The organism is Pukyongia salina, from assembly GCF_002966125.1.
In the GTDB taxonomy this organism is placed as follows: domain Bacteria; phylum Bacteroidota; class Bacteroidia; order Flavobacteriales; family Flavobacteriaceae; genus Pukyongia; species Pukyongia salina.
This window is the reverse complement of the sequence record NZ_CP027062.1, coordinates 842,554-866,901: the sequence shown is the minus strand read 5'-3', so window position 1 is coordinate 866,901 and position 24,348 is coordinate 842,554. Positions and strand designations below refer to the sequence as shown.

The following is a 24,348-nucleotide window of genomic DNA, read 5'->3' as shown; positions in this document are numbered from 1 at the left end:
AAAACCAAAACAGAATGGGTTTACATAAAATATTAAAAATAGTTGCGCTCCTTCTCGCGGTTGCCGGTATTGTGTCTCTGGTCATGGTACTATTGAACGGCGGTGGGCTTGATGCTCAACTTTATATAGCTTACATCACATTGGCATTAACTTTGTTTATTGTACTTGTGTATGTATTGAAGGAGACCTTCTCCGGAAATTTGAAGAAAACACTGATGTCTGTTGGTGCCTTTTTGCTGGTCGTTATTATTGCGTACGTTATGGCAGAAGGTGTTGAGACCGAAATGAGAGATGGTGAAATACTGTCTGCAAGTGGGTCTAAATGGGTAGGCACAGGGTTAAATACGTTCTATATCTTGGCCGTAGTGGCGATAGGATCGATGATTTATAGCGGAATTAAAAAAGCAACAACTAGATAATGGGCAGAAGAGCAACACCCGAGGTTAATGCAGGGTCCATGGCGGACATCGCCTTCCTTTTATTGATCTTTTTCCTGGTAACTACTACCATTGAGAAAGACAAAGGAATTGCGCGACAACTGCCACCCATTGAACCTCCCACAGAAGCTCCACCACTAATTAAAGAGAAAAACCTTTTCATTGTAAATGTGAATAAGGATGATCAACTCTTAGTGGAAGATAACTTAATGGAGCTAAAAGATCTAAGAAAAGCAGCTATCGACTTTCTGGATAATGGTGGTGCTCCGGCCGGAAGTCCGGAATACTGTAGTTACTGTAAAGGATCCAGAAGTTCGTCTTCTTCAGATAATCCTGAAAAGGCGGTGATCTCTGTTCAGAATGACAGATTAACGTCCTACGATATGTACATCAGGGTTCAAAATGAACTCGTTGCTGCATATAACTTTTTGAGGGATCGGGAATCTAAAAGACTCTATGGTGAAAATTTCGTATTTACCGAAATTAGTAAGCAGATCAATGAAGGAAGCTACAAAGGAAACGAAGAGGCCGCGAAAGAAAAACTCGAGACCATTCAGAAAATGTATCCTTTAAAACTTTCGGAAGCAGAGCCAAAAACCAAAGGACAATAAACGAAGAAGATTATGTCAAAATTTAAAAAGAAAAAAGGCGGTGAATTACCCGCGATTTCAACAGCATCTTTGCCGGATATTGTATTTATGCTATTGTTCTTTTTCATGGTGGTAACGGTACTAAGAGACAATAACCTCCTTGTAAAGAATGAGCTTCCCAAAGCAGATCAGGTTGAAAAGCTGAAAAAGGATAGAGCCGTATATATTTATGCCGGGAAACCTAGTTCACGTTATCAGGAAGTCTTCGGAACAGAAGGTAGAATTCAGATAGGTGATAAGTATACAAGCATAGAGAATATAGGTTTAGCACTTGAAGAAGCCCGTCGTAAACTTTTACCCGAATTACAGGATAAGGTTTATGTGGCCTTAAAAGTTGATAAGGAAACGAATTCCGGTTTGGTAAGTGATATTAAACAGGTTTTAAGAGAGCGTAATCTCCTTAAAATCATCTATATCACCACTCCTGGAAATGATCTGGGTAATTAATACCTTGCTATAAAAGAATAAAGTCGCCCTGGCAATAAAGCCGGGGCGTTTTTGTTTTTTATATTTTGAAATACCTTTATCTTTAACCAATGCAGTTGTCGATCAGAAATTTAGCGCTTACCATTATAGGGTTATTCTGCTTGAATAGTATGGCGCAGGATAGTATCCCCTCCACGATAATTGATCCGGTATATAGGGAGGATCAATTCTACATTGGGATTACCTATAACGTGATCACCGATGTTCCCACCGATGTTTCTACCAGAGGCCTCTCCGGGGGTTTGAAATTTGGCTATCTGCGGGATATGCCTTTAAATGAAAGACGCAACGTGGCTATTGCTGTTGGTGCTGGTTTGGTGATCGATAGGTTTGGGCAAACCCTGTTTATTGGGGAATCGACAAATAACGAAACCATTTTCAGTGTACTGGACGGAGAAGTCGATTATAACTCCAATCGATTTTCAACCTATACCGTTGAGGCTCCTATCGAATTAAGATGGCGAACCTCCACCGCCAGTTCATATAAATTCTGGAGGATCTATACCGGCTTCAAAATTGGCTATACTTATTACTACAAAGCTACTTTTAAACAAACCGGGAATAATGTAGTTCAAACAGATATCCCAGAATATGAAAGATTGCGCCTGGGAGCCAGCCTATGCTTTGGCTATAATACATTTAACTTCTATGCTTACTACAGCATAAACCCATTCTTCAAAGATGCTGTGACCGATACGGGCCAGAATGTCGATTTTAGAACTGTAAAGGTAGGATTGATGTTCTATATTCTATAACCAAAAATTAAGCAAGATCAATTGAGGGATAACCCCAACAAAGAATCCTACTACCAATTCGGCCGGGCTGTGAGATTCGGTATGTAACCTGGAGGATGCCACCCATCCATTGGCTACAAAGATTATAATGATCCAGGTCAATAAATTTACTTTAAAGTGAGCGCTCAGGGCAATGAGGAACATGGTAACCCCTCCAATTCCCATTTGGTGCAGGCTTATTTTAATTTTAAAAAAAACCAGTAGTAAAGCGGTTATAGCCGAAAACAACACAGCTACAAAAAAGTAATACAATTCCGGATTCTCATAGGGATCGAACACCATTTTAATGATCAGCAATAGCAAAACACATTGCAGCATAAGCGGTACTTTGCGTTCTTTCACATCTTCCAGCTGAATGCTGGATACCACATGTAGGTTTTTTAAAAGAAAATAAGTTACCAATGGAATGAGCAAAGTGATAATGCAAACGGCCATTATTTTGGCGAAAAGCAGGTCGGGCTCTACGTAACGAGGGGTAATTATAAAATACAGGAACGTTCCAAAGAGTGGCATCAATAACGGATGAAAGAGATATGCGCCAATGCGTAAGAAGATATTCATTAAATTTCTTTTCTTAGTCGAGCAACCGGCAGATCCAGCTGCTCCCGGTATTTTGCCACAGTACGTCTCGCAATTGGATATCCCTTGTCCTTAAGGATCTTAGCGAGTTTATCATCGGTAAGCGGCTTGCGCTTATTTTCTTCCGAAATAGTGATCTCAAGGATCTTTTTAATCTCACGAGTAGATACATCCTCTCCCTGATCATTTTTCATACTCTCACTGAAAAATTCTTTGATGAGTTTGGTACCGTAAGGGGTGTCCACATATTTACTGTTCGCAACCCGGGATACCGTAGACACATCCATGTCGATTTTATCTGCAATGTCCTTTAGTATCATAGGTTTTAACTTTCGTTCATCACCACTGAGAAAATACTCCTGCTGATGGTGCATTATGGCATTCATGGTCACATACAAGGTCTGCTGCCGTTGCTTGATCGCATCGATGAACCATTTTGCGGCATCCAGCTTCTGCTTGATGAACATAACAGCGTCTTTTTGAGATTTAGACTTATCCTTAGACTCCTTATAGCCTTTCAACATATTGGTATATTCCCTGGAAACATGAAGTTCGGGTGCGTTTCTGCCGTTAAGTGTTAACTCCAGTTCACCATCCACGATCTTGATCGTGAAATCCGGCACCACATGTTCAACCATACGGGTATTCCCCGAATACGTCCCTCCTGGCTTTGGATTTAAACCTTCGATCTCCTGAATGGCATCCCTTAGCTGTTCTTCGGAAATGTCAAACTTATGGAGTAATTTCTTATAGTGTTTCTTTGTGAAATGATCGAAGGCTTCTTCTATGATCTTAGTAGCAAGGTCGACATCGGCCGTACTTTCCTTGCGCTTTAACTGTATGAGCAAGCACTCCTGAAGGTTTCTGGCACCTACTCCTGCCGGATCGAGATCCTGGACTATATTCAGCACTTCTTCAATTTTTTCTTCTGAAGTGTAAACGTTTTGGGTGAACGCCAGGTCATCAACGATATCGCTAACATCCCGTCTTATATATCCGCTTTCGTCCACACTCCCCACAAGGAATCTGGCGATCTCCTCAGCTTCTTCATCCAGGCGATAGGTGTTAAGCTGTTGTAATAGATATTGATTAAAAGAAGTTCCCGAAGCATAAGGAGTTTGCTTGTCCTCGTCATCGGCAGAATAGTTATTAGCCGATAACTTATAGCTTGGAGTTTCATCATCACTTAGATAATCATCCACATTGATGTCTGTTTCGATAACTTCGGTGCCTTCGTCGTAATTATCATCATAAGACTCATCATCAAAACCATCTTCAAAATTATCTCCTTCATCTTTTCCCCCTTCAAGGGCTGGATTTTCCTCCATTTCCTGGGAAATTCGCTGCTCGAAAGCCTGTGTTGGCAACTGGATAAGCTTCATGAGCTGAATCTGTTGAGGAGACAGCTTTTGAGATAATTTGAAGTTTAATTGTTGCTTTAACATAAGTTGAATATAGTGATATATAAATTTAAAAAAAACGGTCTACTTTACAGGGAAAGTGTACCGTTTTTAATAAAAGCTTGTGATTTTTCTAAGGCTTTAAATAAACGATTCGAGCATGGCCGGAACCATACTAAACATTTAGAATTCTGCATTTCCGGGAGTTCTTGGGTAAGGGATCACATCCCGTATGTTCCCCATTCCGGTAACGAATTGTACCAATCTTTCGAAACCTAGCCCAAATCCACTGTGCACACAGGTTCCAAATTTTCGAAGGTCCAGATACCAGTACAATTCTTCCGCAGAGATGTCCATAGCCTTCATCTTTTCCAACAGCACATCGTAGCGCTCTTCCCGCTGCGAACCTCCTACAATCTCACCTATGCCCGGAAATAGCACGTCCATTGCCCTCACCGTCTTGCCATCGTCGTTTAATCGCATATAGAATGCTTTGATCTTCGCAGGGTAATCAAAAAGTATCACGGGACATTTAAAGTGCTTTTCAACAAGAAAACGCTCGTGTTCACTCTGCAGATCGGCCCCCCATTCGTCTATGAGGAACTTGAATTTTTTCTTCTGGTTAGGTTTACTTCGTTTTAGGATATCAATGGCCTCGGTATACGTTACCCGCTTGAAGTTATTTTCGATGATGAAATTTAGTTTATCCCTAAGGGTCATCTCGCTGCGTTCGGCTTGTGGCTTATTCTTCTCTTCCTGCAAAAGTCTGTTTTCCAGAAACTCCAGATCGTCTGCACAATTGTCCAGAGCGAATTTTACCACATATTTTATAAAATCCTCGGCGAGATCCATGTTGGCATCAAGATCGAAGAATGCCATCTCAGGCTCGATCATCCAGAATTCGGCCAGGTGACGGGAGGTATTACTGTTTTCTGCTCTGAAAGTGGGTCCAAATGTGTACACTTTTCCCAACCCCATTGCATAGGTCTCGGCTTCTAATTGACCGCTAACTGTTAAATTGGATTCCTTCTCAAAAAAGTCTTGTTTAAAATCAACCTCGCCGGATTCATTGAGCGGTGGTGATTTAGGATCCAGAACGGATACCCTGAACATCTCACCGGCTCCTTCAGCATCACTACCTGTAATGATTGGAGAATGGAAGTAATGGAAGTTATTCTTCTGAAAATATTCATGAACGGCAAATGCCAATTTCGATCGCACCCTCATAATAGCTCCAAAGGTGTTGGTGCGAATTCTCAGGTGTGCTTGTTCTCTCAGCGTTTCCAGGGTGTGGCGCTTCGGACTTAATATCGTTAGTTTCACTTCTTCAGGATCGGCCTCTCCCAGGATCTCTATCTTCTCAACCTGGACCTCAACGTCCTGCCCCTGTCCGAGACTTTCTACCAATACGCCGGTTACGGCTATTGCAGCACCAACGGTTATTTTATCGAGTAACTTTTCATCGAAGTTTTCGAAATCAACTACACATTGAAGGTTCTTGATGGTTGAACCATCATTTAGAGCGATAAATCGATTGCTCCTAAACGAACGTACCCATCCTTTTACCGTTATCTCGATAGTGGAAGGCTTACTTGTCAATATCTTATTAATTTCAATATGCTGCATGTATATAGTTTTGAGGGCGTAAAGATACTTTTTAGTTAGAAAACCAACAACAAATCAGGAGTCGTCTTCCAGTTCATCTTCCTGGTCCGGAATGATCTTTAAGGCTGGCTTTCTCAAGGTTTCCTTGTTGGCAATATTTCTTTCCAGCGATAATAGTAATGATGGTAGTAAGAGTAAATTCGCCAGCATCGCAAAAAGTAAGGTGGCCGAAACCAGAGCACCCAGGGCTACAGTTCCTCCAAAACTGGAAATAGTAAAAACCGAAAAACCGAAGAACAATACTATGGAAGTATAAAACATGCTCACCCCGGTTTCCTTCAATGCTGCGTATACTGATCTTTTTATCTTCCAGTTACTGGCAATGAGTTCCTGCCTGTACTTCGCCAGAAAATGTATAGTGTCATCTACAGATATCCCAAATGCAATACTAAACACCAGAATAGTGGATGGTTTTATCGGCACCCCCAGGAATCCCATTAGTCCGGCCGTAATTAGCAGAGGGAGCAGGTTGGGAATAAGAGAAACCAAAATCATTCGGAAACTTCGGAACATCCATGCCATGAAAAGGGCTATCAAAAATACAGCCAGCGAAAGTGAAATTATTAGGTTGCGTACCAGGTATTTAGTGCCTTTTTGAAAAACAAGGGCCTTCCCTGTAACTGTTACTTCGTAACGGTCTTCGGGGAATATCTTGGCGATCTCTGTACGGAGGTCTTCTTCTATACGATCGAAACGCTCTGTTTCGGTATCCTTCATAAAGGTAGTTATACGGGCATATTGCCCGGTAGAATCCACGTAAGAGGAGAGTAAATTAGCATTATCGGCGCTGCTTTTCGCGTTAGACAAAATAAAGGTGCGCTCCTGGCTATTCGGCAGTTGGTAATATTCGGGATTGTTATTATAAAATGCCTGTTTGGAGTATTTTACCAATTCGGCTACAGAGATAGGCCTGGCAAATTCGGGTACGTCACTTATATACTCCTGAAGTTCGTCAATTCGTTTTAACGTAGCCAGCTTCATCACACCTTTTTTTCGTTTGGTGTCCACCATTATTTCAAGTGGCATGATTCCCTCGTATTCGGCTTCGAAGAATTTAATATCACTGTAAAATTCTTTGGTTTTAGGCATGTCCTCTATAAGGCTCCCGGAAATATGAATATTGTATATCCCAATGATACTGGCGCATAGCAACACTATTGCCGATACATAGATCGCAATACGGTGCTCCTTTACCATACGCTCCATCCATTTCACGAATCTCCCAATCCATTTTTTATTGAGGTGCTTAAGATGCTTGTATTTCGGCACTGCCATATAACTGTACACGATAGGAATAATGAATAAGCTCAATAAGAAAATGGCAATGATGTTGATAGATGCCACTGCACCAAACTCTTTCAGAAGTTTGCTATTGGTAAGCATAAATGTGGCAAATCCGGATGCCGTTGTAACATTGGTCATCAAAGTGGCATTTCCCACCTTACTAATAACTCGTTGAAGGGATTTGGCCTGGTTACCGTGATTTTTTATCTCCTGTTGGTATTTGTTAATAAGAAAGATGCAGTTAGGGATACCAATTACAATGATGAGCGGAGGAATTAGTGCGGTTAGGACCGTGATCTCGTAGTGTAAAAGACCCAGAATTCCGAAGGCCCACATAACACCAATGATCACTGTAACCATCGATATTAAAGTCGCTCTAAAGGATCTGAAAAAGAAAAAGAAGATCAGCGAGGTTACTAATAAGGCAGCACCAATGAACATCCCGATCTCATCTATGATATTTTGTGAGTTTAAGGTTCTAATGTACGGCATCCCGGAGGTATACACATTTATGCCGGTTTTGGTTTCGAATTCATTTATGCGAGGAACAAGTACCTGATCTATAAAATCCTTTCTCACCGAAGTATTTACAATATCCTTGTTGAGGTAAATTGCTGTGCGCACCGAGCTTTTGTCCGGACTGTAGATCAATCCGTTATAGAATGGTAACTTATTAAAAAGTTCGTACTTATAGCGGGCCAGGTTCTCTTTGGTAAAAACAGTGTCCTGTACAAATGGAACCAATTCGAAACCGGCCGAGTCTTTTCTTTTCTGAAGCTTTTTAAGATCGCTAATAGATAAGGTTAGGTCGACTTCGGGAGCCTTCCGAAGATCTTCAGATAAAAGATTCCATTCGGTAAAATTTGCCGGGGTAAATAAAGCGGTGTCTTTTACCCCTAGAACGATGAGGTTACCTTCCTCTCCAAATTCGGCTAGGAATTTATTATACTGTACATTAACCTCATGATCGTCCGGCAGTAGATTCGCTTCGGTATAGGTAAACCGCATATGTTTCCACTGGGAAGCGAGTAATACCGTAATTACACCTATTACAATAAGGAGCAGGGTGCGGTTACGCAGAATAAATCTTGCAACTGCACTCCAGAATCCAATACTGAATGCTTTGTCCAAACCCGGCTCAATTTACGGTCGCGCAAAGGTATTAAAAACCCTTGTACATACGTTGTTAAGGAGTTTATAATTTAAGGTAGAATGTGAACTTAAAAGAGATATTATCCTCGAAATCGGGGAGGTGATAAAAACCGTAACGGTAGGCGAAACTCAGCCCAAAACCGAACAATAATCGATTTAGTTCCAGGCCCGATTCTGAATAAAAGTTTTCCAGGGTATTAAATGGGATGCCCAGATGTCGGTCTGGATTAGACATATCACCAATTGCGTGACGGCTAATTAATACCAGTTCCGGTTGGAAATATTCGGAAAAATAAAACCTTCTTAAACTATGCTTCACCTGAAGAGTTAACAATTGATCTGAGAAGAACTCCCCAAAATACATCGTCTCAAAACTTCGCCTTCCCGCCACCGAAAATCGCTGGAGGATCTCGTCTTTAGTAGGACTGTTAGGATAGGCATGAAAAAGATGAGTGAGAGGGATATCTCCGGTCGCATAGTCTCCCTCAAGCAGGATATTTGTTGAAGAAAGGTTGGTGCGTTTTATATAATAATCGAGCTTCAGGCCAAATTTGGTATAGGTAAAGTCACTACCACCAATACCGGGAAAGCTTTGTGTAACCTGGGCACTTATTTTGGGGAAGCCATCAAAATACTCTACACGCCCATCGTCTATGGTAATGAAATTGGTTTTCGGACTCACACGTATAGATGCGGTTACTTCGGAAGTTTCGTAAGCACTGTACACTACACCGTTATCTACAAACTGGTAGTCCTCGATCTGGTCTACCTTGGTATGTCCTAACCTTAATTCACCTAACATCTTTGGCGAAAATTCATGCTGAATATTGGCCATGATCGTACGGTGCTTATAAAACTGGGTCACATTGAGCAAACGGGGTTCGAATACCGAATAGACCCGGTCATCGGTAAGGAATTTCATAGTTCCTATTTCCCGGATATCATCAAAATAATACGAGTTGATCCAGGTGTTGTGCTCTTCGTTAACACGCACACTTCCACCAATACTAAATTTAAAATCTTCATCCTTAAAGCCTCGCGCAAGGTATCCCCCAATCTTAAAGTTTTCGAATAATCTCTCATTGGTTATACCGCCAAAACCAAGGCGAAACCCTTCGTAATTATTGTATTTTATAAAGTAGCGCAGATCGATGTCGAAGAATCCCACAGGATAGAATCCCGTCTTGAACGGACTGCTCTTTTGCTCGGTTTTGGTTGCGGTAGTATCCTGTTGCGTCTGGATGGCCGGCTGTTGTGCTATTGTGAGTAGAGGGAACAGCAAAATAAATACTAAGAGATACGGGCGCATGGATTTACAAACGATAGATAACAGGTTAAATTATGACGAAAGCGGCATATGAGCCGCTTTTTTCAATTGTGTACAATGTACAAGTATTGATTAAACGGTCATGATCTCTTTCTCTTTCACACTAAAGATTTCGTCGATCCTCTTTATGTGGTAATCGGTCATTTCCTGGATGTCGATCTCCAGGTTCGATTTCATGTCTTCTGAAATATCAAGTTCTTTAATATCGTTCATGGCGTTCTTACGGTCATTTCGTACGCCTATTTTCGATTCCTCGGCCTCGTGCTTTGCCTGCTTAGCAAGTTCTCTTCTTCGTTCCTCGGTAAGTGGTGGGACATTTATAATAACACTTTCACCATTGTTCATTGGGTTAAAACCCAGGTTGGCCACCATAATTCCCTTTTCGATATCAGGGATCAAAGATTTTTCCCATGGCTGAATAGAAATAGTCATCCCGTCCGGGGTATTCACATTGGCAACCTGATTTAATGGAGTAGGAGTACCGTAATAATCTACCATAACTGAAGAAACCATAGATGGAGAGGCTTTACCTGCCCTGATGTTAATTAACTTCTTTTCCAGGTGCTTAAGAGCGTTACCCATGGTCTCCCTGGTACTGTCTATTATAAACTTAATTTCTTCTTCCATGATTTAAAATTTTAAAGATCCTTTTTCAAAAATCAAACCAAAGTTACAAATTTACTTTTGTGCCAATATTTTCTCCAGAAACCACCTTGTACAAATTTCCTCTGGTATTCATATCGAAAACTATAATTGGCAATTCGTTTTCCTGGCTTAAAGTGAAGGCAGTGGTGTCCATTACTTTCAGCCCTTTTTGCAACACGTCTGCAAAACTAATATTGTCAAATTTAGTAGCATCTATGTTCTTTTCCGGATCACTGGAATAGATACCATCCACTCGGGTTCCTTTCAGAATTACCTCTGCGCCAATCTCTATTGCTCGAAGAACGGCAGCCGAATCTGTAGTAAAATACGGATTTCCTGTTCCACCTCCAAAGATTACAACGCGGCCTTTTTCAAGATGTCTTATCGCTTTTCGCCGTATAAAGGGTTCGGCTACTTCATTTATTTTAATCGCACTTTGTAAACGGGTGGGTATATCTTCGTCCTCCAGGGCACTTTGTAAAGCCAGACCATTTATAACAGTGGCTAACATTCCCATATGATCGCCCTGCACACGGTCCATCCCACGACTGGCACCGGCCAGGCCTCTAAAAATGTTTCCACCACCTATTACTATGGCAACCTCCACACCTTTATCGGTAATATCCTTGATCTCTTTAGCATATTCCTGTAATCGATCGGGATCTATTCCGTATTGTCTGCTTCCCATAAGGGCTTCACCCGAGAGTTTTAATAGAATTCTTTTGTATTGCATAGTGGTTTTTGTTGCAGCAAAAATAGCGAAAATTATGCATGAATTTCGAGTTATAAATTCACAAATCCAATAGATTCTCAAACAATTTCGGCATTTCTGAAGATTTAAAACTTAGTTATCCTATATACCTGCTCTATAAAGAAATATTTAATTGATTTGTTTCACACTTGATGTTTTAAATACAATTCCTATTTTTATACTTGATTCCCCTCTAATGAAATATAAAACCATGACCATGAATAAATTGACCAGCCTTCTTGTGTTGCTGGTCCTTATTTCCTGTAAGGAGAAAGGACTTGACACAAAATTCATAGCCGCCAAGTATTATCAAGGAGTCGTAAAGGTGGTACTATTCGATCCAGAACTGGAGAAAATAGAGGCAGGAAAAGGCTACCTAAGCCGAGGGTCTGGATTTATTGTTACTGAAGACGGCTACCTCTTCACCAACAAACATGTGGTAGAAACCAGCGTTAGAGGTTATCTGGATTACGATATCACCGAAAACAACGTGAAGAAATCAACTATTTCGGTTTATTCAGATGAAATAGTGCAGAGCAAAGATCTGCTCAAGGTATATAACGCCGGTTATACTGTGCCGGTAATTCAGGTTTTTCACGGTCAAGGGGAGAACGATTACGACCTGTACATTGCGGAAGTAATTTCCATAGGTACCGGTACCTACGATGGTGCCATGCTAAAAATTGTAAGTGACATGGAAGGTAATCCGGTTCACCGAAAATTCACTACTGTTCCTATAGGGAATTCAGATAATGTTAGCCAGGGCGAAAAACTATGTGTATACGGATATCCTGCACAATATAAAGGAAATGCAGATCTCATGATGAAAGACCTTAGTACCATTAGCGTTGGTATCATGAGCGGGAACGACTATGTTCTCAATTCAGATTACGGCTATATAAAAACAGATGCCGAAATTCATCCTGGGAATAGTGGAGGCCCTGTTTTTAATGAAGAAAATAAAGTTATTGGGATTGCCACTGCCAAAGGTAGATCTACCGGAATTGGGTTGGTTGGCGGGATCAATGGGATGTATTATATCTCGGCTATAGACAGTAAAGCGCATAGCAAACTAATAGCAAACGGGCTTTCACTTCCAAGCAGATCTTCTTCAATAAACACAGTAAAAGGAACTCAACAACCCATAAAAACGGTAAAGGAGATCAACGACCTTATTGCCGCACGAACTAAAAAACCGCTATCGCCTCCATCTACCTCAACCGGCGATTATTATGTGAAATCCCAGATATTCTTTTCACATTTATCTCCCGCTAAAAATGAAAACCTGATCCCTAACAAAACCAAGCGTTATAAATCTTTTAATATCGATAAAACAGCGGGCGGAACCATTTGGTTTTATGTAGATAATTACCCAAACAAACTAAACACCTCGAAAATATCGGTATTGATCGACAAAGAAACCAGTCCTGGGGTATATACTAAGTACAGGGATTTTGCCGTAACAGTTAATCCTTCGCACGACATCAAGTACTTCGACGTACATTTCTACGATGAAGGAAAGTTCAGGATAAGAGCATATTCCAACGAGTTGAAATATATAAACACATCTTATCTAACCCTATCATATTTTAAATAGAGGTATAAAAAAAGCCGTGATATCAAAATCACGGCTTTTTTCATTCTTTGGTGTGTCTTAAGACAGGGAAACTCGCTCGAAGTTAACTACTTCAACGTCTCCATAGGATTTCACATACTCGGCAACAGATTGCTTTTCATCTTTGATAAAATTCTGGTCGAGCAGACATTGCTCCTGATCCAGAGTAGTATTATCGGCGATGAAACGCTCCAGTTTTCCAGGTACGATTCTGTCCAGGATCTGTTCCGGTTTTCCTTCAGCGATTAATTCAGCCTTGATATCTGCCTCGGCCTGTGCAAGTACCTCATCGGTAAGTTGTGCTCTGGAGATATATTTAGGAACATTTTTCAAAGTTTTACCTAAACGACCTAATTCTATATTATCCTTTTCGATCACAGCAATGCGAGCTTCAGTTTCTGAAGCGATAAAATCTGCATCGAAATCTTTGTATGATAAGGTAGTAGCACCCATAGATGCAATTTGCATAGCAAGGTCCTTAGCTAATACGTCGACGTTGTCAACCTCTGCTGAAAGTCCTACTAAAGCTGCGATCTTGTTACCGTGAATGTACGAACCAACATAAGGAGCTTCAAGGGTTTTATACGCCCCGATCTCAATTTTTTCTCCAATTACACCGGTTTGCTCGGTAAGTTTTTCTTCCACGGTCATCCCGTCGAAATCTGCAGCCATGAACTCTTCTTTAGAAGAAGTTCCAAGGGCGATCTCGGCCATTTTATGTGCCATAGCAACATAATCATCGTTCTTGGCAACGAAATCGGTCTCACAGTTGAGAGATACAATAGCACCTTTGGTGTTACTGTCGTTTACCTTCGCAATAACAGCACCTTCACTAGAATCACGATCGGCTCTTTTTTCTGCGATTTTCTGTCCTTTTTTTCTAAGGATCTCAATTGCTTTATCAAAATCACCTTCTGCCTCGACCAATGCCTTTTTACAGTCCATCATTCCGGCTCCGGTTTTTTGTCTTAATTCGTTTACCATTGCGGCGGTAATCTTAACCATTTCCATAGTGTTTTGTGTTATGAATTTAAAAAGTTGTTCAATTGATCCTACAGTATAAGATCAAACAACCTGAATACTTTATCTTTTTGTTATTCTTCTTCTTCGCCGGCAGCGACAGCTTTAGCTTTGGCCTTGGCAGGAGCGGCAGCTTTTGGCTCATCACCTTCAGCGGCTTTTCCGTTCTTGCGTTCTGCAAGCCCTTCAATAATTGCTTCCGATACTCTGGAAACGATTTTGTCTATCGACTTAGACGCATCGTCATTGGAAGGAATCACAAAATCGATCTCACGTGGATCACTGTTTGTGTCTACCATAGCGAAAATAGGAATGTTTAATTTCTGAGCCTCTTTTACAGCAATGTGTTCGCGTGTAGTATCAACAATGAACAACGCACCGGGCAGACGACTCATATCACTAATCGAACCTAGGTTTTTCTCAAGTTTCGCACGTGTACGATCCACTGCTAATCGCTCCTTCTTGGATAGCGTATTAAAAGTTCCATCCTGTTTCATACGATCGATCATCGCCATTTTCTTCACAGCCTTTCTAATGGTTACAAAGTTTGTAAGCATTCCACCTGGCCATCTTTCTGTGATATACGGCATGTTGGCATTGCTCGCTTTGTCTGCAACGATGTCTTTTGCCTGCTTTTTGGTAGCAACGAAAAGGATCTTACGGCCACTGGCAGCGATCTTTTTCATAGCTTCACTAGCTTCTTCAAGCTTAGCAGCAGTTTTGTAAAGGTTTAGGATGTGGATCCCGTTACGCTCCATATAGATATATGGGGCCATGTTAGGATTCCATTTTCGGGTAAGGTGTCCAAAGTGTACACCAGCGTCAAGTAATTCTTTGACTTCTTTGTTGTTTGCCATTTTGTTTTAGTTTACGTTCCTGTTTAGATAGCAACCTGTTCGATTTCCGACTTAGGTTTAGATGCTAAACTAACATCCCACCGGCAGGCGGGAATAACAGCTTAATAATAAAATATGAACTTATAACCTTGTTTGGGTACTCCATAAGGAATACCCAAACAGGTTGAAAATTTTAACGTTTAGAGAACTGGAATTTCTTACGCGCTTTCTTCTGTCCGAATTTCTTACGCTCCACCATTCTCGGGTCTCTTGTTAACAGACCTTCTGGCTTTAAGATACTTCTGTTTTCCTCATCTAGTTCGCACATAGCTCTGGATAAAGCTAGTCTAACAGCTTCAGCCTGCCCTGTGATCCCTCCTCCAAATACATTAACATTAATGTCGAAATTATCCACATTATTAGTTAAGGTAAGAGGTTGCTTCACTTTATACTGTAAAGTTGCAGTAGTGAAGTATTTATCCATGTCGCGCTTGTTCACGGTAATATTACCCTTTCCTTCTGTAAGGTATACACGCGCAACTGCAGTTTTTCTTCTTCCTATTTTATGAATAGTCTCCATGCTTACTTCTTGTCGTTAAGGTTAATGGTTTTTGGTTTCTGTGCTTCCTGGTCATGCTCAGTTCCGGCATACACTTTCAGGTTTCTGAAAAGTTCGGCTCCTAATTTATTCTTCGGAAGCATTCCTTTTACAGCTTTTTCTACAACACGGGTAGGATCTTTTCGGAAGAGCTCACTGGCAGTTAAACTGCGTTGCCCTCCTGGATATCCGGTGTGACGGATATACGTTTTCTGTTCCCACTTGTTACCACTAAGATTAATCTTTTCAGCATTGATAATAATAACATTGTCACCACAATCCACATGAGGCGTGAAATTTGGCTTGTGTTTTCCACGAAGTAATTTAGCGACTTCGCTCGCAAGACGACCCAATGCTTGCCCGTCCGCATCAACTAACAACCACTCCTTATTTACAGTGTTCTTGTTAGCAGATACTGTTTTGTAACTTAATGTGTCCATTTAGTTTTTTGTCAAATAGTTAATAAACATTGTTTCCCTTCAAAAAGGGCTGCAAATGTACTACTATTTATTTGAAAAACAAGAGGTCGTTGGATATTTTAGCCTCAGGGAAATGCCCTTTTAAAAAGTTAAAAATTTATTAATTAACAATTAAAGGTGTCACTTCTCTGTTTAACTTATGTCATTCATTCATCAATCAACAACTAATCAGTATGTCAATCCTCCGATCGTTATACCTTATAACGGGTATAATATGTTTTCAGCCATTATTCGCACAAGACCAATCAACTACAGACAGCACTCAGGTAAACTACGAAAAACGAGTCTACACCACTACCTCGGTTGCAGACCGGGAACCCATTAAAATTGACGGTATTCTGGACGATGCCGCTTGGGAGGCAGTAGAATGGACCACAGATTATGTGGAGAACCAACCCGATATCGGTACTGCACCAACAGAGCAAACCAAAATGAAGATCGTTTACGATGATAAGAATATTTATTTTGCTTTCAGATGTTACCAAAAAGATCCTTCTACCATCGAAAAACGTATGGGGAGACGGGATGATTTCCCAGGCGACTGGGTTGAAGTTAATATTGATAGCTATAACGATGATCGAACCGGTTTCTCCTTTACAGTCTCGGCTTCTGGGGTGAAAGGAGACGAATTTATCTCAAATAATGGAAATAACTGGGACTCCAGTTGGAACCCCATCTGGTATACAGACACCAACATAGACGACGAAGGCTGGACCGCCGAAATACGAATTCCCTTAAGTCAGTTGCGATTTGGCAACGACGACGAACAGGTATGGGGGATCCAATCTACAAGACGATATTTTAACAACGAGGAACGTTCGTTGTGGCAACCTATACCACCAAGTCCGCCGGGATGGGTAAGTGAATTCGGTATTCTTAAAGGAATAAAAGGCATAAAGCCGCAAAAACAGCTGGAAATTCAACCTTATACCGTGGCCCAGTTGGATACTTATGAAGAAATGCCCGGAAATCCGTTTAGGGATGGAAGTGATACCAAACTCACGGCTGGCCTGGATGCTAAGATCGGGGTTACAAACGACCTTACCCTGGACCTTACCATTAACCCGGATTTCGGACAGGTAGATGCCGATCCCGGAGCCATTGCACTGGATGGGTTCGAGATCTTCTTCCAGGAACGAAGACCCTTTTTTGTAGAGAATAAAAATGTGTTCGACTTCACCGTTGGTGGTGGGGCAGATAATTTGTTCTTTTCAAGGAGGATTGGCCGAACCCCGCAAGGATACACAACCGCCGATGCCAGTATGGGCGAGTTCGAAGATTTCCCAAACAATACAACTATTTTAGGAGCAGCCAAATTTAGTGGAAAGACCAAGAACGGTTGGGCACTCGGACTCCTGGAAAGTGTAACTTCAAAAGAATACGCGGAGATAAAACTCAATACAGATCCGGAAGTTCTCGAAAACCTGGAACAAAGAGGAATGCCGCGTGAGGAACTAGTGGAACCTTTAACAAATTATCTGGTGGCCAGAGCCCAAAAGGATTTTAACGAAAACAACTCTTATGTGGGTGGGATCATTACCGCTACGAACCGAAAACTGGAGGATAATCTGGACTTTTTAAGAGAAAGTGCCTATACAGGAGGGATCGATGCCCTGCATAACTGGAAGGAACGTAAATATTATGTGACAGGAAAATTCACTTTCAGTACGGTAAAAGGTAGTCCAGAGGCGATAGAGAATACCCAAACTTCTTTAACACATTTGTTCCAGCGTGTTGATGCAGATCATGTGAGCGTGGATCCAACAAGAACTTCCCTAACTGGAACGGGTGGAAGCTTTGAAATAGGCGGCCGAAGTGATAATGGAAACTGGCGTTATAATACAGGTGGAAATTTTCGATCGCCCGAATTAGAATTGAATGATATCGGTTTCCTAAGGCAGGCGGATCAAATAAGTCAGTATGCCAATATCAGGCGTATCTGGAACAAGCCAACAAGTTGGTTCAGGCAAGCTAATATTGGTTTAAACCAGTCCAGCCAATACGATTTTGAAGGTAACTATAACCGCATTCAGTATGAAATATTTAGTTATGTGAACTGGAAGAATAACTGGTGGTCCGAATTTGGAGCAGCTCATAAACCAAGGATTTATTCCAATACCGTGTTAAGAGGTGGGCCAAGATGGCGCTGGAATGAAGAGAATTTCTTCTACTTTTTCTCCGGAACCGATAGCAGGAAGAAATTTAATATGCATGCCGGTTATGTACATTCGGAAGCGAAACAGGATAATTTCTCATTCAAAAGATATGTATTGAGATTTTTCTATCAACCCCTAAATTCGCTCAACCTCAGCCTGGTGAACGAATATCAGCAAAGCCCTAACAAAACACAATATGTAACTCAATCCAGTTTTAACGGCACACCGCGCTACATTCTGGGAGAGATCGATAATGAGTCTCTTAGTTCTACATTACGCGTAAACTATAATATCAATCCTAATCTTACCATACAGTATTACGGACAACCTTTCATCTTTAAAGCTAAATTTTCCAACTTTAACTACGTTACCGATCCTATGGCTAAAAACCTGAATGATCGTGTTGCATGGTACAACGGAAACCAAATAAGTTTTGCAGACGGGGTCTATAACGTAGACGAAGACGGAGATTCCGCGGTTGATTATTCCTTTGGAAATCCAGATTTTGCCTTTGTGCAGTTCAGGTCCAACCTCGTCTTGCGATGGGAATACATCCCGGGCTCCGAAATATTTCTGGTTTGGTCGCAGGGTATTACCGGCTTGGGCGATGTAAACAATAGTTTTGGAACTATTATCGATAATCAATTGCTGAGCGAAAGACCACAAAACACTTTCCTAATAAAAGCAACCTACAGATTTGTGTTATAGACTGACCGTAAAGGTGAATACGTTTCATCTTTAAATAGTGTATTTCATCGATAAATGAGTGTGGCTGTCGAAAACCAATTTTCGATCAGCCACATTTTTTTGGAGTCTGTTTCCTACAACATACATTTGCTTCACAACTAAATAATAAAGTTGATGAAAAATACTTTTTTTGCCCTTTTGTTGATCACATCATGTAACCTACTTGCCCAGGTTGGTATCGGGAATACAGAGCCTCAGGCTGCCCTGGATGTCCAATCTGGATCACAAGGTGTTCTCCTGCCCAGAGTGGCGTTAACCTCGGTAACAGATAATGTTACTGTGGTTAACCCCAAAGGTGGCGGACTTGCCGAAAGTACCCTAGTCTATAATACAGGAGCAGCTGGTCTAACCCAGGCTGGTTTCTATTATTGGACCGGTACCGAATGGACGCAACTTGCAGATAATTCCCCAAAAGTTTATGTAGGAAAGGCCATTATTACAGGTACAGGAAGTCTGGTTATTAGTGGACTTCCGTTTAAACCCTCAAGTGTATCGATCACCGCTTTTTCCAATGTAGAATCCTACACTTTGAATAGCGATAACGGGGTTGGAAATAATAATACAGGAATTGCGAATGCGTACGGATATATGAAAGGCTTTGCCCGCGATCGATCCGGCAGTATAGACCAACAGGTAATTTATGGTGGAGGTTCCGGAAATTCGATCAATGATATTTCTCGTTATGCCTCGCCCAGTCATTGTGTTGGATTGAGATATTCAAATCAAAATGGAGATTCTCTTGGTATCACCAGCGCATCACTTTCGTCTTTCAATTCAGACGGATTTACATTAAATGTAGATTCGTATGCCGATAGCGTCGTGATATTGTTCGAAGCTTATAAGTAAGACTACTTTTTTTATAATTAGAATTTTTGTTAGGTTAGATGCTCTCGGAAACGGGAGCATTTTTTAATGCGCCTCTAACCAATTCTCGCCCAGACCCATCTCAACTACCAGGGGAACGGCCAGCTTATAAGCTCCTTCCATCTCTGTTTTTATCATTTGGCGAAGTTCTTCCAATTCGGGTTTATACGCATCGAAAACCAATTCGTCATGAACCTGCAAAAGCATTTTACTTTTAAATTTCTTTTCCTCCAGCTTCTTATGAATATTGATCATCGCGATCTTTATAATATCGGCTGCACTTCCTTGTATGGGTGCATTTACCGCATTTCTTTCAGCCGCGGCACGTACTACGGCATTACTGCCATTTATGGCGTTTAAATATCTCCTTCGTCCTAATACGGTTTGCACATACCCATGTTCGCGGGCAAACGCGATCTGATCGCTTATGTAATCGCGTAGCTTCGGATAGGTTTTGTAATAGGTTTCAATAAGTTCTTTGGCTTCCGTTCTTGAAAGATCGGTTTGATTGCTAAGCCCAAATGCCGAAACCCCGTAAATAATCCCAAAGTTAACGGTCTTTGCATTACCACGTTGCTCCCGGGTTACCTCCTTTATAGGGATATTAAACACTTTAGCAGCTGTAGAGGCATGAATATCTTCTCCGTCTCTAAATGCTTGGATCATATTTTCCTCTTCACTCAGTGCAGCTATAATGCGTAACTCTATCTGTGAATAATCTGCAGCCAGTAAAATATGGTCTTTATCTCTGGGAATAAATGCTTTCCGCACTTGCCTGCCTCTTTCGGTTCGGATAGGAATATTTTGCAGATTTGGGTTGTTGCTACTAAGCCTGCCGGTGGCTGCCACCGTTTGCATATAATCCGTATGGACCCTGCCGGTGGAGGGTTCTACCTGCCCGGGTAAGGCGTCCACATAGGTGCTTTTTAGCTTTGAAAGTCCGCGATATTCCAGTACATCCCGAATGATCTTATGATCTTTTGCCAGGTAGGAGAGTACATCTTCGGCCGTAGAATATTGTCCGGTCTTGGTCTTTTTTGGTTTATCCACCAGTTTCATCTTATCAAATAAGATGTCACCCAATTGCCTTGGGGACCCAATATTAAACTCTTCTCCGGCCTCCTTGTAGATTTCGGCTTCAAGTCGCTTGATGTCCTTATCGAGTTCTACAGATAAGCCTTTTAAGAAATTTTCATCCAGGTTTATTCCTTCCAATTCCATAGCGGCCAGTACCCTTAGCAATGGGATCTCGATCTCATCAAATAATTTTTGGGTATTCGCTTCTCCCAGTTCTTTTTCAAAATGTTCTTTCAGCTGCAATGTGATATCGGCATCTTCAACAGCATATTCTGTTTGCTGCTCTAACGGGACCTCCCGCATGGACAATTGATTCTTACCCTTTTTACCAATTAATTCTGTAATAGAAACCGGTGTATAATTGAGGTAGGTTTCGGCAAGGACGTCCATATTATGACGCATATCGGGGTTGATAAGATAGTGAGCCAACATGGTATCGAATAATTTTCCCTTTACATCAACCTTGTATTTGGCAAGTACCTTTATATCGTATTTTAAATTCTGACCGATCTTCTCGATGCCTTCATTTTCGAAGAAGGGCCGTAGGCTCTCCATAAGTTCACAGGCTTCCTCGAAATCCTCGGGAAACGGCAGGTAGAACCCTTTTCCGGTTTCCCAGCTAAAAGCAATTCCTACCAATTCGGCCGTAAGCGGATTAAGGCCGGTAGTTTCGGTGTCGAAACACACGCTTTTCTGATTGTTTAAATTCTGAAGAAATAATTTTGTTCCCATCCCCGGTTGTACGGTTTGATAGAAATGCTCTATATCGTTGATGGTATTTCGGGAATTATATTTTTTTTGTGTTGCTTCTGAAGGTTCCCCGTCCCCTCCAAATAAGGAGAACTGGCCCGCGCCAGCTGCGGTCGGGCTCGCTTTTGTGCGAGTTGGTTTTTCTTCCGAAGGAACCGATTTGGAATCGCTATTAGAAGGTTCCGAAGTAAAAGTTTTTATAAAATTATCGGTTAACCTCCTGAATTCTAATTCCTCGAATATTTTGGTCACCCCTTGAATATCGGGCTCAGACATTTCAAAATCCTTGGCGTCGAATTCAACCGGAACATCCAACATGATCGTGGCCAGCTTTTTGGAAAGCAGACCCAGTTCTTTCGCTCCCTCCACCTTTTCTTTCATCTTTCCTTTCAGTTGATCGGTATTGGCCAGAAGACCTTCCATGGAGCCATAGGCAGCAATGAATTTTTTGGCTGTTTTATCACCCACCCCGGGAAGCCCGGGAATGTTATCTGCACTGTCTCCCATCATGCCTAAATAGTCAATTACCTGACTAGGATCGTCCACCTCAAATTTTTCCTTTACTTCCGGGATTCCCCAGGTCTCATAGCCTCCGCCAAACACGGGTTTGTACATAAATATGTTCTCTGAGACCAGTTGGGCAAAATCCTTATCCGGGGTGACCATATAGGTTTTGTACCCTTCTTTTTCGGCTTTTTTGGCGAGCGTCCCAATAACGTCGTCAGCTTCATAACCCTCCTTCACCATGATGGGTATATGCATGGCCTTCAAAATTTCCTCTATATAAGGAACAGCGATCCTGATGGCATCCGGGGTCTCATCCCTGTTCGCCTTGTAATCTGTGAACATTTCGTTTCGCGCTTCACTACCACCTTTGTCGAAACACACGGCAAGATGATCCGGGCGTTCTCGTTTAATTACATCCAGTAACGAATTGGTAAATCCCAGGATGGCCGAGGTATCCATACCTTTCGAATTGATTCTGGGATTCTTAATAAAAGCGTAGTATCCCCTGAATATAAGTGCGTATGCATCAACGAGGAAAAGGCGTTTTTGGTCGGACATTGCTATAATTTAAAGTAGTGTATAAAACTACAAAACTTCTTTGGCGAATTATAATTTATTGCACTGCAATTCGTATTTTTCGGGCACAAAAACCACTAAGGATGAAACCGTATTCCATCGCAATTCACGGAGGTGCAGGAACCTTGATAAAGGGATTGATGACACCTCAGTTAGAAGCTTCTTATAAAGCAGCGCTGGATACAGCATTGGAGGAAGGGTATGCAATACTCGAACAGGGAGGCACTGCGATAGACGCCATAGAAAAGGCTGTTTGTTTACTGGAAGACTCACCGCTATTCAACGCAGGGAAAGGTAGTGTTTTTACAGCCGAAGGAACCCATGAGATGGACGCGGCCATCATGGATGGTTCAAATTTAAATGCGGGCGCTGTAAGCCTTATAACCGGGATCCGGAATCCTGTTACACTGGCGCGGGATGTGATGGAACGAAGTAACCATGTGTTTCTGGCCGGGGAAGGCGCCATGCGTTTTGCTGCCGAGCTTGGTTACGAGAAACTGGAACCCGAGTATTTTTACGATGAGGTTCGTTACCGGCAATGGCAGGGGATAAAGGACAGCGATACTTTTCAGCTGGACCACAGTGTAAAGAAAGATGGAAAATTCGGCACTGTGGGAGCAGTGGCCTGCGATGGTTTCGGAAACATAGCTGCCGCGACTTCAACAGGAGGGATGACCAATAAGAAATGGGGGCGTGTGGGTGATAGTCCGATGATAGGTTCGGGAAACTATGCCAATAACAAAACCTGTGCAGTGAGTTGCACGGGAAGCGGGGAATATTTTATCAGGGGTGTTGTTGCGTACGACGTATCCTGTCTTATGGAATTTAAGAATATGTCCCTAGCAGAGGCCGCTTCCGAAGTAATCTATAAGAGAATCACCAAGATCAATGGAGATGGAGGGCTTATTGCTGTAGATGCTGAAGCTAATATTACCATGCCCTTTAACACCGAAGGAATGTACCGCGCTTTTAAAACTTCGAGGGGCGATAAGGAAATTGGAATATATGCCTAGACGAACGGGGCTTCCATCGGAAGTACCTTTACCTTCTTTTTATTCAGGTTAAAACGGTCTCCATTGGCCAAAACGTGTGTTTTGAGGTTGATTAGAGACATAGGTGTTCCCGCATCAAGGATCTTCTCATTATTGTGCTTTAGTTTCCTTGGGTCGAAGAGAATCACCATTCCGGACCCTATCACTTCGAAGGTATTGCAATTTTTTATCACCAGGCCAGTGTCCTCAGCTAGTCCAACTCCTATTAAGTGTGGGAATTTGGCAACAGCTTCAGCCAATCTGCCAAATCTGCCTCGACGGATAAAATGCGAATCGATAACAAGATCAGGAACAAAGCCCATCCCTTTTCGCATAATTACTGCACCCTTAAAAAAGGCTTCTGTACTGCTTCCACCTGCGATCATTTCCCTGGCCATACACATGGCTCCTGCGCTGGTACCTGCAATAACAAAGGGTTGATTGTGGTATTTATCCAGTAAAAGGTCGTGCATGGTGGTGTCGCCAATGATCTTAGTGATCTTAGACTGGTCTCCCCCCGAGAACATAACGCAGTCTGCATTCCGTATTAAGTCAAGATTAAGTTGATCTTCTGCTTCCTTACGTTTTCTAATATCGAGGACAGTAACCTTCTCACAGCCCAGTTTCCGGAATGCCTTAAGATAATTCTCACCCACCTCGACGGGATAGCTGGAAGCGGTTGGAATAACGACAATATTAGCGCCCGTTCCTCCACTTTCTTTTACCACCCTGGCGAGTATTCCTTCCTCAATATATTCGAGTTTGTGATAATCTGATGTTTCAATACCCTTATCTTCATTTCCTCCAATAGGTATCAATATTCCTTTAGCCTTCATACAATCAATTTATTGCGGCAAAAATACGGGTTTTGTTGTAATAAAAATTATATATTTATCTTCTTTCCTAATAAATAAATAACAGC

General features: G+C 41.8%; 21 protein-coding genes. 8 read left to right on the top strand and 13 right to left on the bottom strand.

Features of this window, described 5'->3' with window-relative positions; genetic code table 11:
• Nucleotides 1-14: 14 nt before the first annotated feature.
• The 4 genes from C5O00_RS03855 (at nucleotide 15) to C5O00_RS03840 (ending at nucleotide 2,328) form a co-directional block, all read left to right on the top strand.
• On the top strand, nucleotides 15-419 hold the full coding sequence (locus C5O00_RS03855; RefSeq protein ID WP_105215108.1) for a hypothetical protein: 405 nt from the start codon (nucleotides 15-17) through the stop codon (nucleotides 417-419).
• The gene (locus C5O00_RS03850; RefSeq protein ID WP_105215106.1) at nucleotides 419-1,048 is read left to right on the top strand and encodes an ExbD/TolR family protein; all 630 of its coding nucleotides are present in this window, start codon (nucleotides 419-421) and stop codon (nucleotides 1,046-1,048) included. The genes C5O00_RS03855 and C5O00_RS03850 overlap by 1 nt, the downstream gene beginning before the upstream one ends.
• Before the next feature lie 12 nt (nucleotides 1,049-1,060).
• Nucleotides 1,061-1,534 carry an ExbD/TolR family protein gene (locus C5O00_RS03845; protein WP_105215104.1) on the top strand — a complete coding sequence of 158 codons (474 nt, stop codon included), beginning with the start codon at nucleotides 1,061-1,063 and terminating at the stop codon, nucleotides 1,532-1,534.
• Nucleotides 1,535-1,623: 89 nt separating this feature from the next.
• On the top strand, nucleotides 1,624-2,328 hold the full coding sequence (locus C5O00_RS03840) for an outer membrane beta-barrel protein (RefSeq protein ID WP_394342091.1): 705 nt from the start codon (nucleotides 1,624-1,626) through the stop codon (nucleotides 2,326-2,328).
• Here the strand turns inward: C5O00_RS03840 and C5O00_RS03835 are convergent.
• The 7 genes from C5O00_RS03835 to pyrH form a co-directional block, all read right to left on the bottom strand.
• Nucleotides 2,323-2,928 (bottom strand): hypothetical protein, encoded by a 606-nt coding sequence (locus tag C5O00_RS03835; protein ID WP_105215102.1) that lies wholly within the window; start codon nucleotides 2,926-2,928, stop codon nucleotides 2,323-2,325. The genes C5O00_RS03840 and C5O00_RS03835 overlap by 6 nt on opposite strands.
• Entirely contained in the window at nucleotides 2,928-4,391 is a 1,464-nt protein-coding gene (gene rpoN / locus C5O00_RS03830) for an RNA polymerase factor sigma-54 (RefSeq protein WP_105215100.1), read from the bottom strand. Before rpoN ends, C5O00_RS03835 begins: the two co-directional genes overlap by 1 nt.
• Before the next feature lie 138 nt (nucleotides 4,392-4,529).
• The gene (asnS, locus tag C5O00_RS03825; protein WP_105215098.1) at nucleotides 4,530-5,972 is read right to left on the bottom strand and encodes an asparagine--tRNA ligase; all 1,443 of its coding nucleotides are present in this window, start codon (nucleotides 5,970-5,972) and stop codon (nucleotides 4,530-4,532) included.
• 54 nt (nucleotides 5,973-6,026) lie between these two features.
• The gene (locus C5O00_RS03820; RefSeq protein WP_105215096.1) at nucleotides 6,027-8,426 is read right to left on the bottom strand and encodes an efflux RND transporter permease subunit; all 2,400 of its coding nucleotides are present in this window, start codon (nucleotides 8,424-8,426) and stop codon (nucleotides 6,027-6,029) included.
• Nucleotides 8,427-8,490: 64 nt separating this feature from the next.
• The gene (locus tag C5O00_RS03815) at nucleotides 8,491-9,756 is read right to left on the bottom strand and encodes a DUF5686 family C-terminal domain-containing protein (protein WP_105215094.1); all 1,266 of its coding nucleotides are present in this window, start codon (nucleotides 9,754-9,756) and stop codon (nucleotides 8,491-8,493) included.
• 90 nt (nucleotides 9,757-9,846) lie between these two features.
• On the bottom strand, nucleotides 9,847-10,401 hold the full coding sequence (frr, locus tag C5O00_RS03810) for a ribosome recycling factor (RefSeq protein ID WP_105215092.1): 555 nt from the start codon (nucleotides 10,399-10,401) through the stop codon (nucleotides 9,847-9,849).
• A 43-nt stretch (nucleotides 10,402-10,444) separates the two neighbouring features.
• Nucleotides 10,445-11,152, bottom strand: coding sequence for a UMP kinase (gene pyrH / locus C5O00_RS03805; RefSeq protein ID WP_105215090.1), 708 nt, complete (start codon nucleotides 11,150-11,152; stop codon nucleotides 10,445-10,447).
• Nucleotides 11,153-11,366: 214 nt separating this feature from the next.
• Here pyrH and C5O00_RS03800 point away from each other — a divergent pair, with 214 nt between their 5' ends.
• Nucleotides 11,367-12,767: a S1C family serine protease gene (locus tag C5O00_RS03800; RefSeq protein WP_105215089.1), complete on the top strand. Its 1,401-nt coding sequence runs from the start codon at nucleotides 11,367-11,369 to the stop codon at nucleotides 12,765-12,767.
• 57 nt (nucleotides 12,768-12,824) lie between these two features.
• On the opposite strand, the gene tsf is transcribed toward C5O00_RS03800, so the two are convergent.
• The 4 genes from tsf to rplM form a co-directional block, all read right to left on the bottom strand.
• Entirely contained in the window at nucleotides 12,825-13,790 is a 966-nt protein-coding gene (tsf, locus tag C5O00_RS03795) for a translation elongation factor Ts (protein WP_105217564.1), read from the bottom strand.
• Nucleotides 13,791-13,879: 89 nt separating this feature from the next.
• Nucleotides 13,880-14,662, bottom strand: coding sequence for a 30S ribosomal protein S2 (gene rpsB, locus C5O00_RS03790; RefSeq protein ID WP_105215087.1), 783 nt, complete (start codon nucleotides 14,660-14,662; stop codon nucleotides 13,880-13,882).
• A 172-nt stretch (nucleotides 14,663-14,834) separates the two neighbouring features.
• Nucleotides 14,835-15,221: a 30S ribosomal protein S9 gene (rpsI, locus tag C5O00_RS03785; protein ID WP_105215085.1), complete on the bottom strand. Its 387-nt coding sequence runs from the start codon at nucleotides 15,219-15,221 to the stop codon at nucleotides 14,835-14,837.
• Nucleotides 15,222-15,223: 2 nt separating this feature from the next.
• On the bottom strand, nucleotides 15,224-15,679 hold the full coding sequence (rplM, locus tag C5O00_RS03780; RefSeq protein ID WP_105215083.1) for a 50S ribosomal protein L13: 456 nt from the start codon (nucleotides 15,677-15,679) through the stop codon (nucleotides 15,224-15,226).
• A 212-nt stretch (nucleotides 15,680-15,891) separates the two neighbouring features.
• On the opposite strand from rplM, the gene C5O00_RS03775 reads away from it, so the two are divergent.
• The gene (locus tag C5O00_RS03775; RefSeq protein WP_105215081.1) at nucleotides 15,892-18,582 is read left to right on the top strand and encodes a DUF5916 domain-containing protein; all 2,691 of its coding nucleotides are present in this window, start codon (nucleotides 15,892-15,894) and stop codon (nucleotides 18,580-18,582) included.
• A gap of 153 nt (nucleotides 18,583-18,735) precedes the next feature.
• Nucleotides 18,736-19,467, top strand: coding sequence for a phage tail-like protein (locus tag C5O00_RS03770; protein WP_105215079.1), 732 nt, complete (start codon nucleotides 18,736-18,738; stop codon nucleotides 19,465-19,467).
• Nucleotides 19,468-19,530: 63 nt separating this feature from the next.
• Here the strand turns inward: C5O00_RS03770 and polA are convergent, their stop codons facing one another.
• Nucleotides 19,531-22,377 (bottom strand): DNA polymerase I, encoded by a 2,847-nt coding sequence (gene polA, locus C5O00_RS03765; protein WP_105215077.1) that lies wholly within the window; start codon nucleotides 22,375-22,377, stop codon nucleotides 19,531-19,533.
• 101 nt (nucleotides 22,378-22,478) lie between these two features.
• On the opposite strand from polA, the gene C5O00_RS03760 reads away from it, so the two are divergent.
• Entirely contained in the window at nucleotides 22,479-23,408 is a 930-nt protein-coding gene (locus tag C5O00_RS03760) for an isoaspartyl peptidase/L-asparaginase family protein (RefSeq protein ID WP_105215075.1), read from the top strand.
• Here C5O00_RS03760 and C5O00_RS03755 read toward each other — a convergent pair.
• Entirely contained in the window at nucleotides 23,405-24,262 is an 858-nt protein-coding gene (locus C5O00_RS03755; protein WP_105215073.1) for a cyanophycinase, read from the bottom strand. The genes C5O00_RS03760 and C5O00_RS03755 overlap by 4 nt on opposite strands.
• Nucleotides 24,263-24,348 lie beyond the last annotated feature (86 nt).

Excerpts from the sequence above, each read along its gene's own strand:
- pyrH (WP_105215090.1), bottom strand. The coding sequence starts at position 11,152 with ATGCAATACAAAAGAATTCTATTAAAACTCTCGGGTGAAGCCCTTATG.
- rpsB (WP_105215087.1), bottom strand. The coding sequence starts at position 14,662 with ATGGCAAACAACAAAGAAGTCAAAGAATTACTTGACGCTGGTGTACAC.
- C5O00_RS03815 (WP_105215094.1), bottom strand. The coding sequence starts at position 9,756 with ATGCGCCCGTATCTCTTAGTATTTATTTTGCTGTTCCCTCTACTCACA.
- C5O00_RS03845 (WP_105215104.1), top strand. The coding sequence starts at position 1,061 with ATGTCAAAATTTAAAAAGAAAAAAGGCGGTGAATTACCCGCGATTTCA.
- C5O00_RS03755 (WP_105215073.1), bottom strand. The coding sequence starts at position 24,262 with ATGAAGGCTAAAGGAATATTGATACCTATTGGAGGAAATGAAGATAAG.
- rpsI (WP_105215085.1), bottom strand. The coding sequence starts at position 15,221 with ATGGAGACTATTCATAAAATAGGAAGAAGAAAAACTGCAGTTGCGCGT.
- C5O00_RS03775 (WP_105215081.1), top strand. The coding sequence starts at position 15,892 with ATGTCAATCCTCCGATCGTTATACCTTATAACGGGTATAATATGTTTT.
- polA (WP_105215077.1), bottom strand. The coding sequence starts at position 22,377 with ATGTCCGACCAAAAACGCCTTTTCCTCGTTGATGCATACGCACTTATA.
- asnS (WP_105215098.1), bottom strand. The coding sequence starts at position 5,972 with ATGCAGCATATTGAAATTAATAAGATATTGACAAGTAAGCCTTCCACT.
- tsf (WP_105217564.1), bottom strand. The coding sequence starts at position 13,790 with ATGGTTAAGATTACCGCCGCAATGGTAAACGAATTAAGACAAAAAACC.
- C5O00_RS03760 (WP_105215075.1), top strand. The coding sequence starts at position 22,479 with ATGAAACCGTATTCCATCGCAATTCACGGAGGTGCAGGAACCTTGATA.
- C5O00_RS03835 (WP_105215102.1), bottom strand. The coding sequence starts at position 2,928 with ATGAATATCTTCTTACGCATTGGCGCATATCTCTTTCATCCGTTATTG.
- frr (WP_105215092.1), bottom strand. The coding sequence starts at position 10,401 with ATGGAAGAAGAAATTAAGTTTATAATAGACAGTACCAGGGAGACCATG.
- rpoN (WP_105215100.1), bottom strand. The coding sequence starts at position 4,391 with ATGTTAAAGCAACAATTAAACTTCAAATTATCTCAAAAGCTGTCTCCT.
- C5O00_RS03840 (WP_394342091.1), top strand. The coding sequence starts at position 1,624 with ATGCAGTTGTCGATCAGAAATTTAGCGCTTACCATTATAGGGTTATTC.
- C5O00_RS03855 (WP_105215108.1), top strand. The coding sequence starts at position 15 with ATGGGTTTACATAAAATATTAAAAATAGTTGCGCTCCTTCTCGCGGTT.
- C5O00_RS03800 (WP_105215089.1), top strand. The coding sequence starts at position 11,367 with ATGAAATATAAAACCATGACCATGAATAAATTGACCAGCCTTCTTGTG.
- C5O00_RS03850 (WP_105215106.1), top strand. The coding sequence starts at position 419 with ATGGGCAGAAGAGCAACACCCGAGGTTAATGCAGGGTCCATGGCGGAC.
- C5O00_RS03770 (WP_105215079.1), top strand. The coding sequence starts at position 18,736 with ATGAAAAATACTTTTTTTGCCCTTTTGTTGATCACATCATGTAACCTA.
- rplM (WP_105215083.1), bottom strand. The coding sequence starts at position 15,679 with ATGGACACATTAAGTTACAAAACAGTATCTGCTAACAAGAACACTGTA.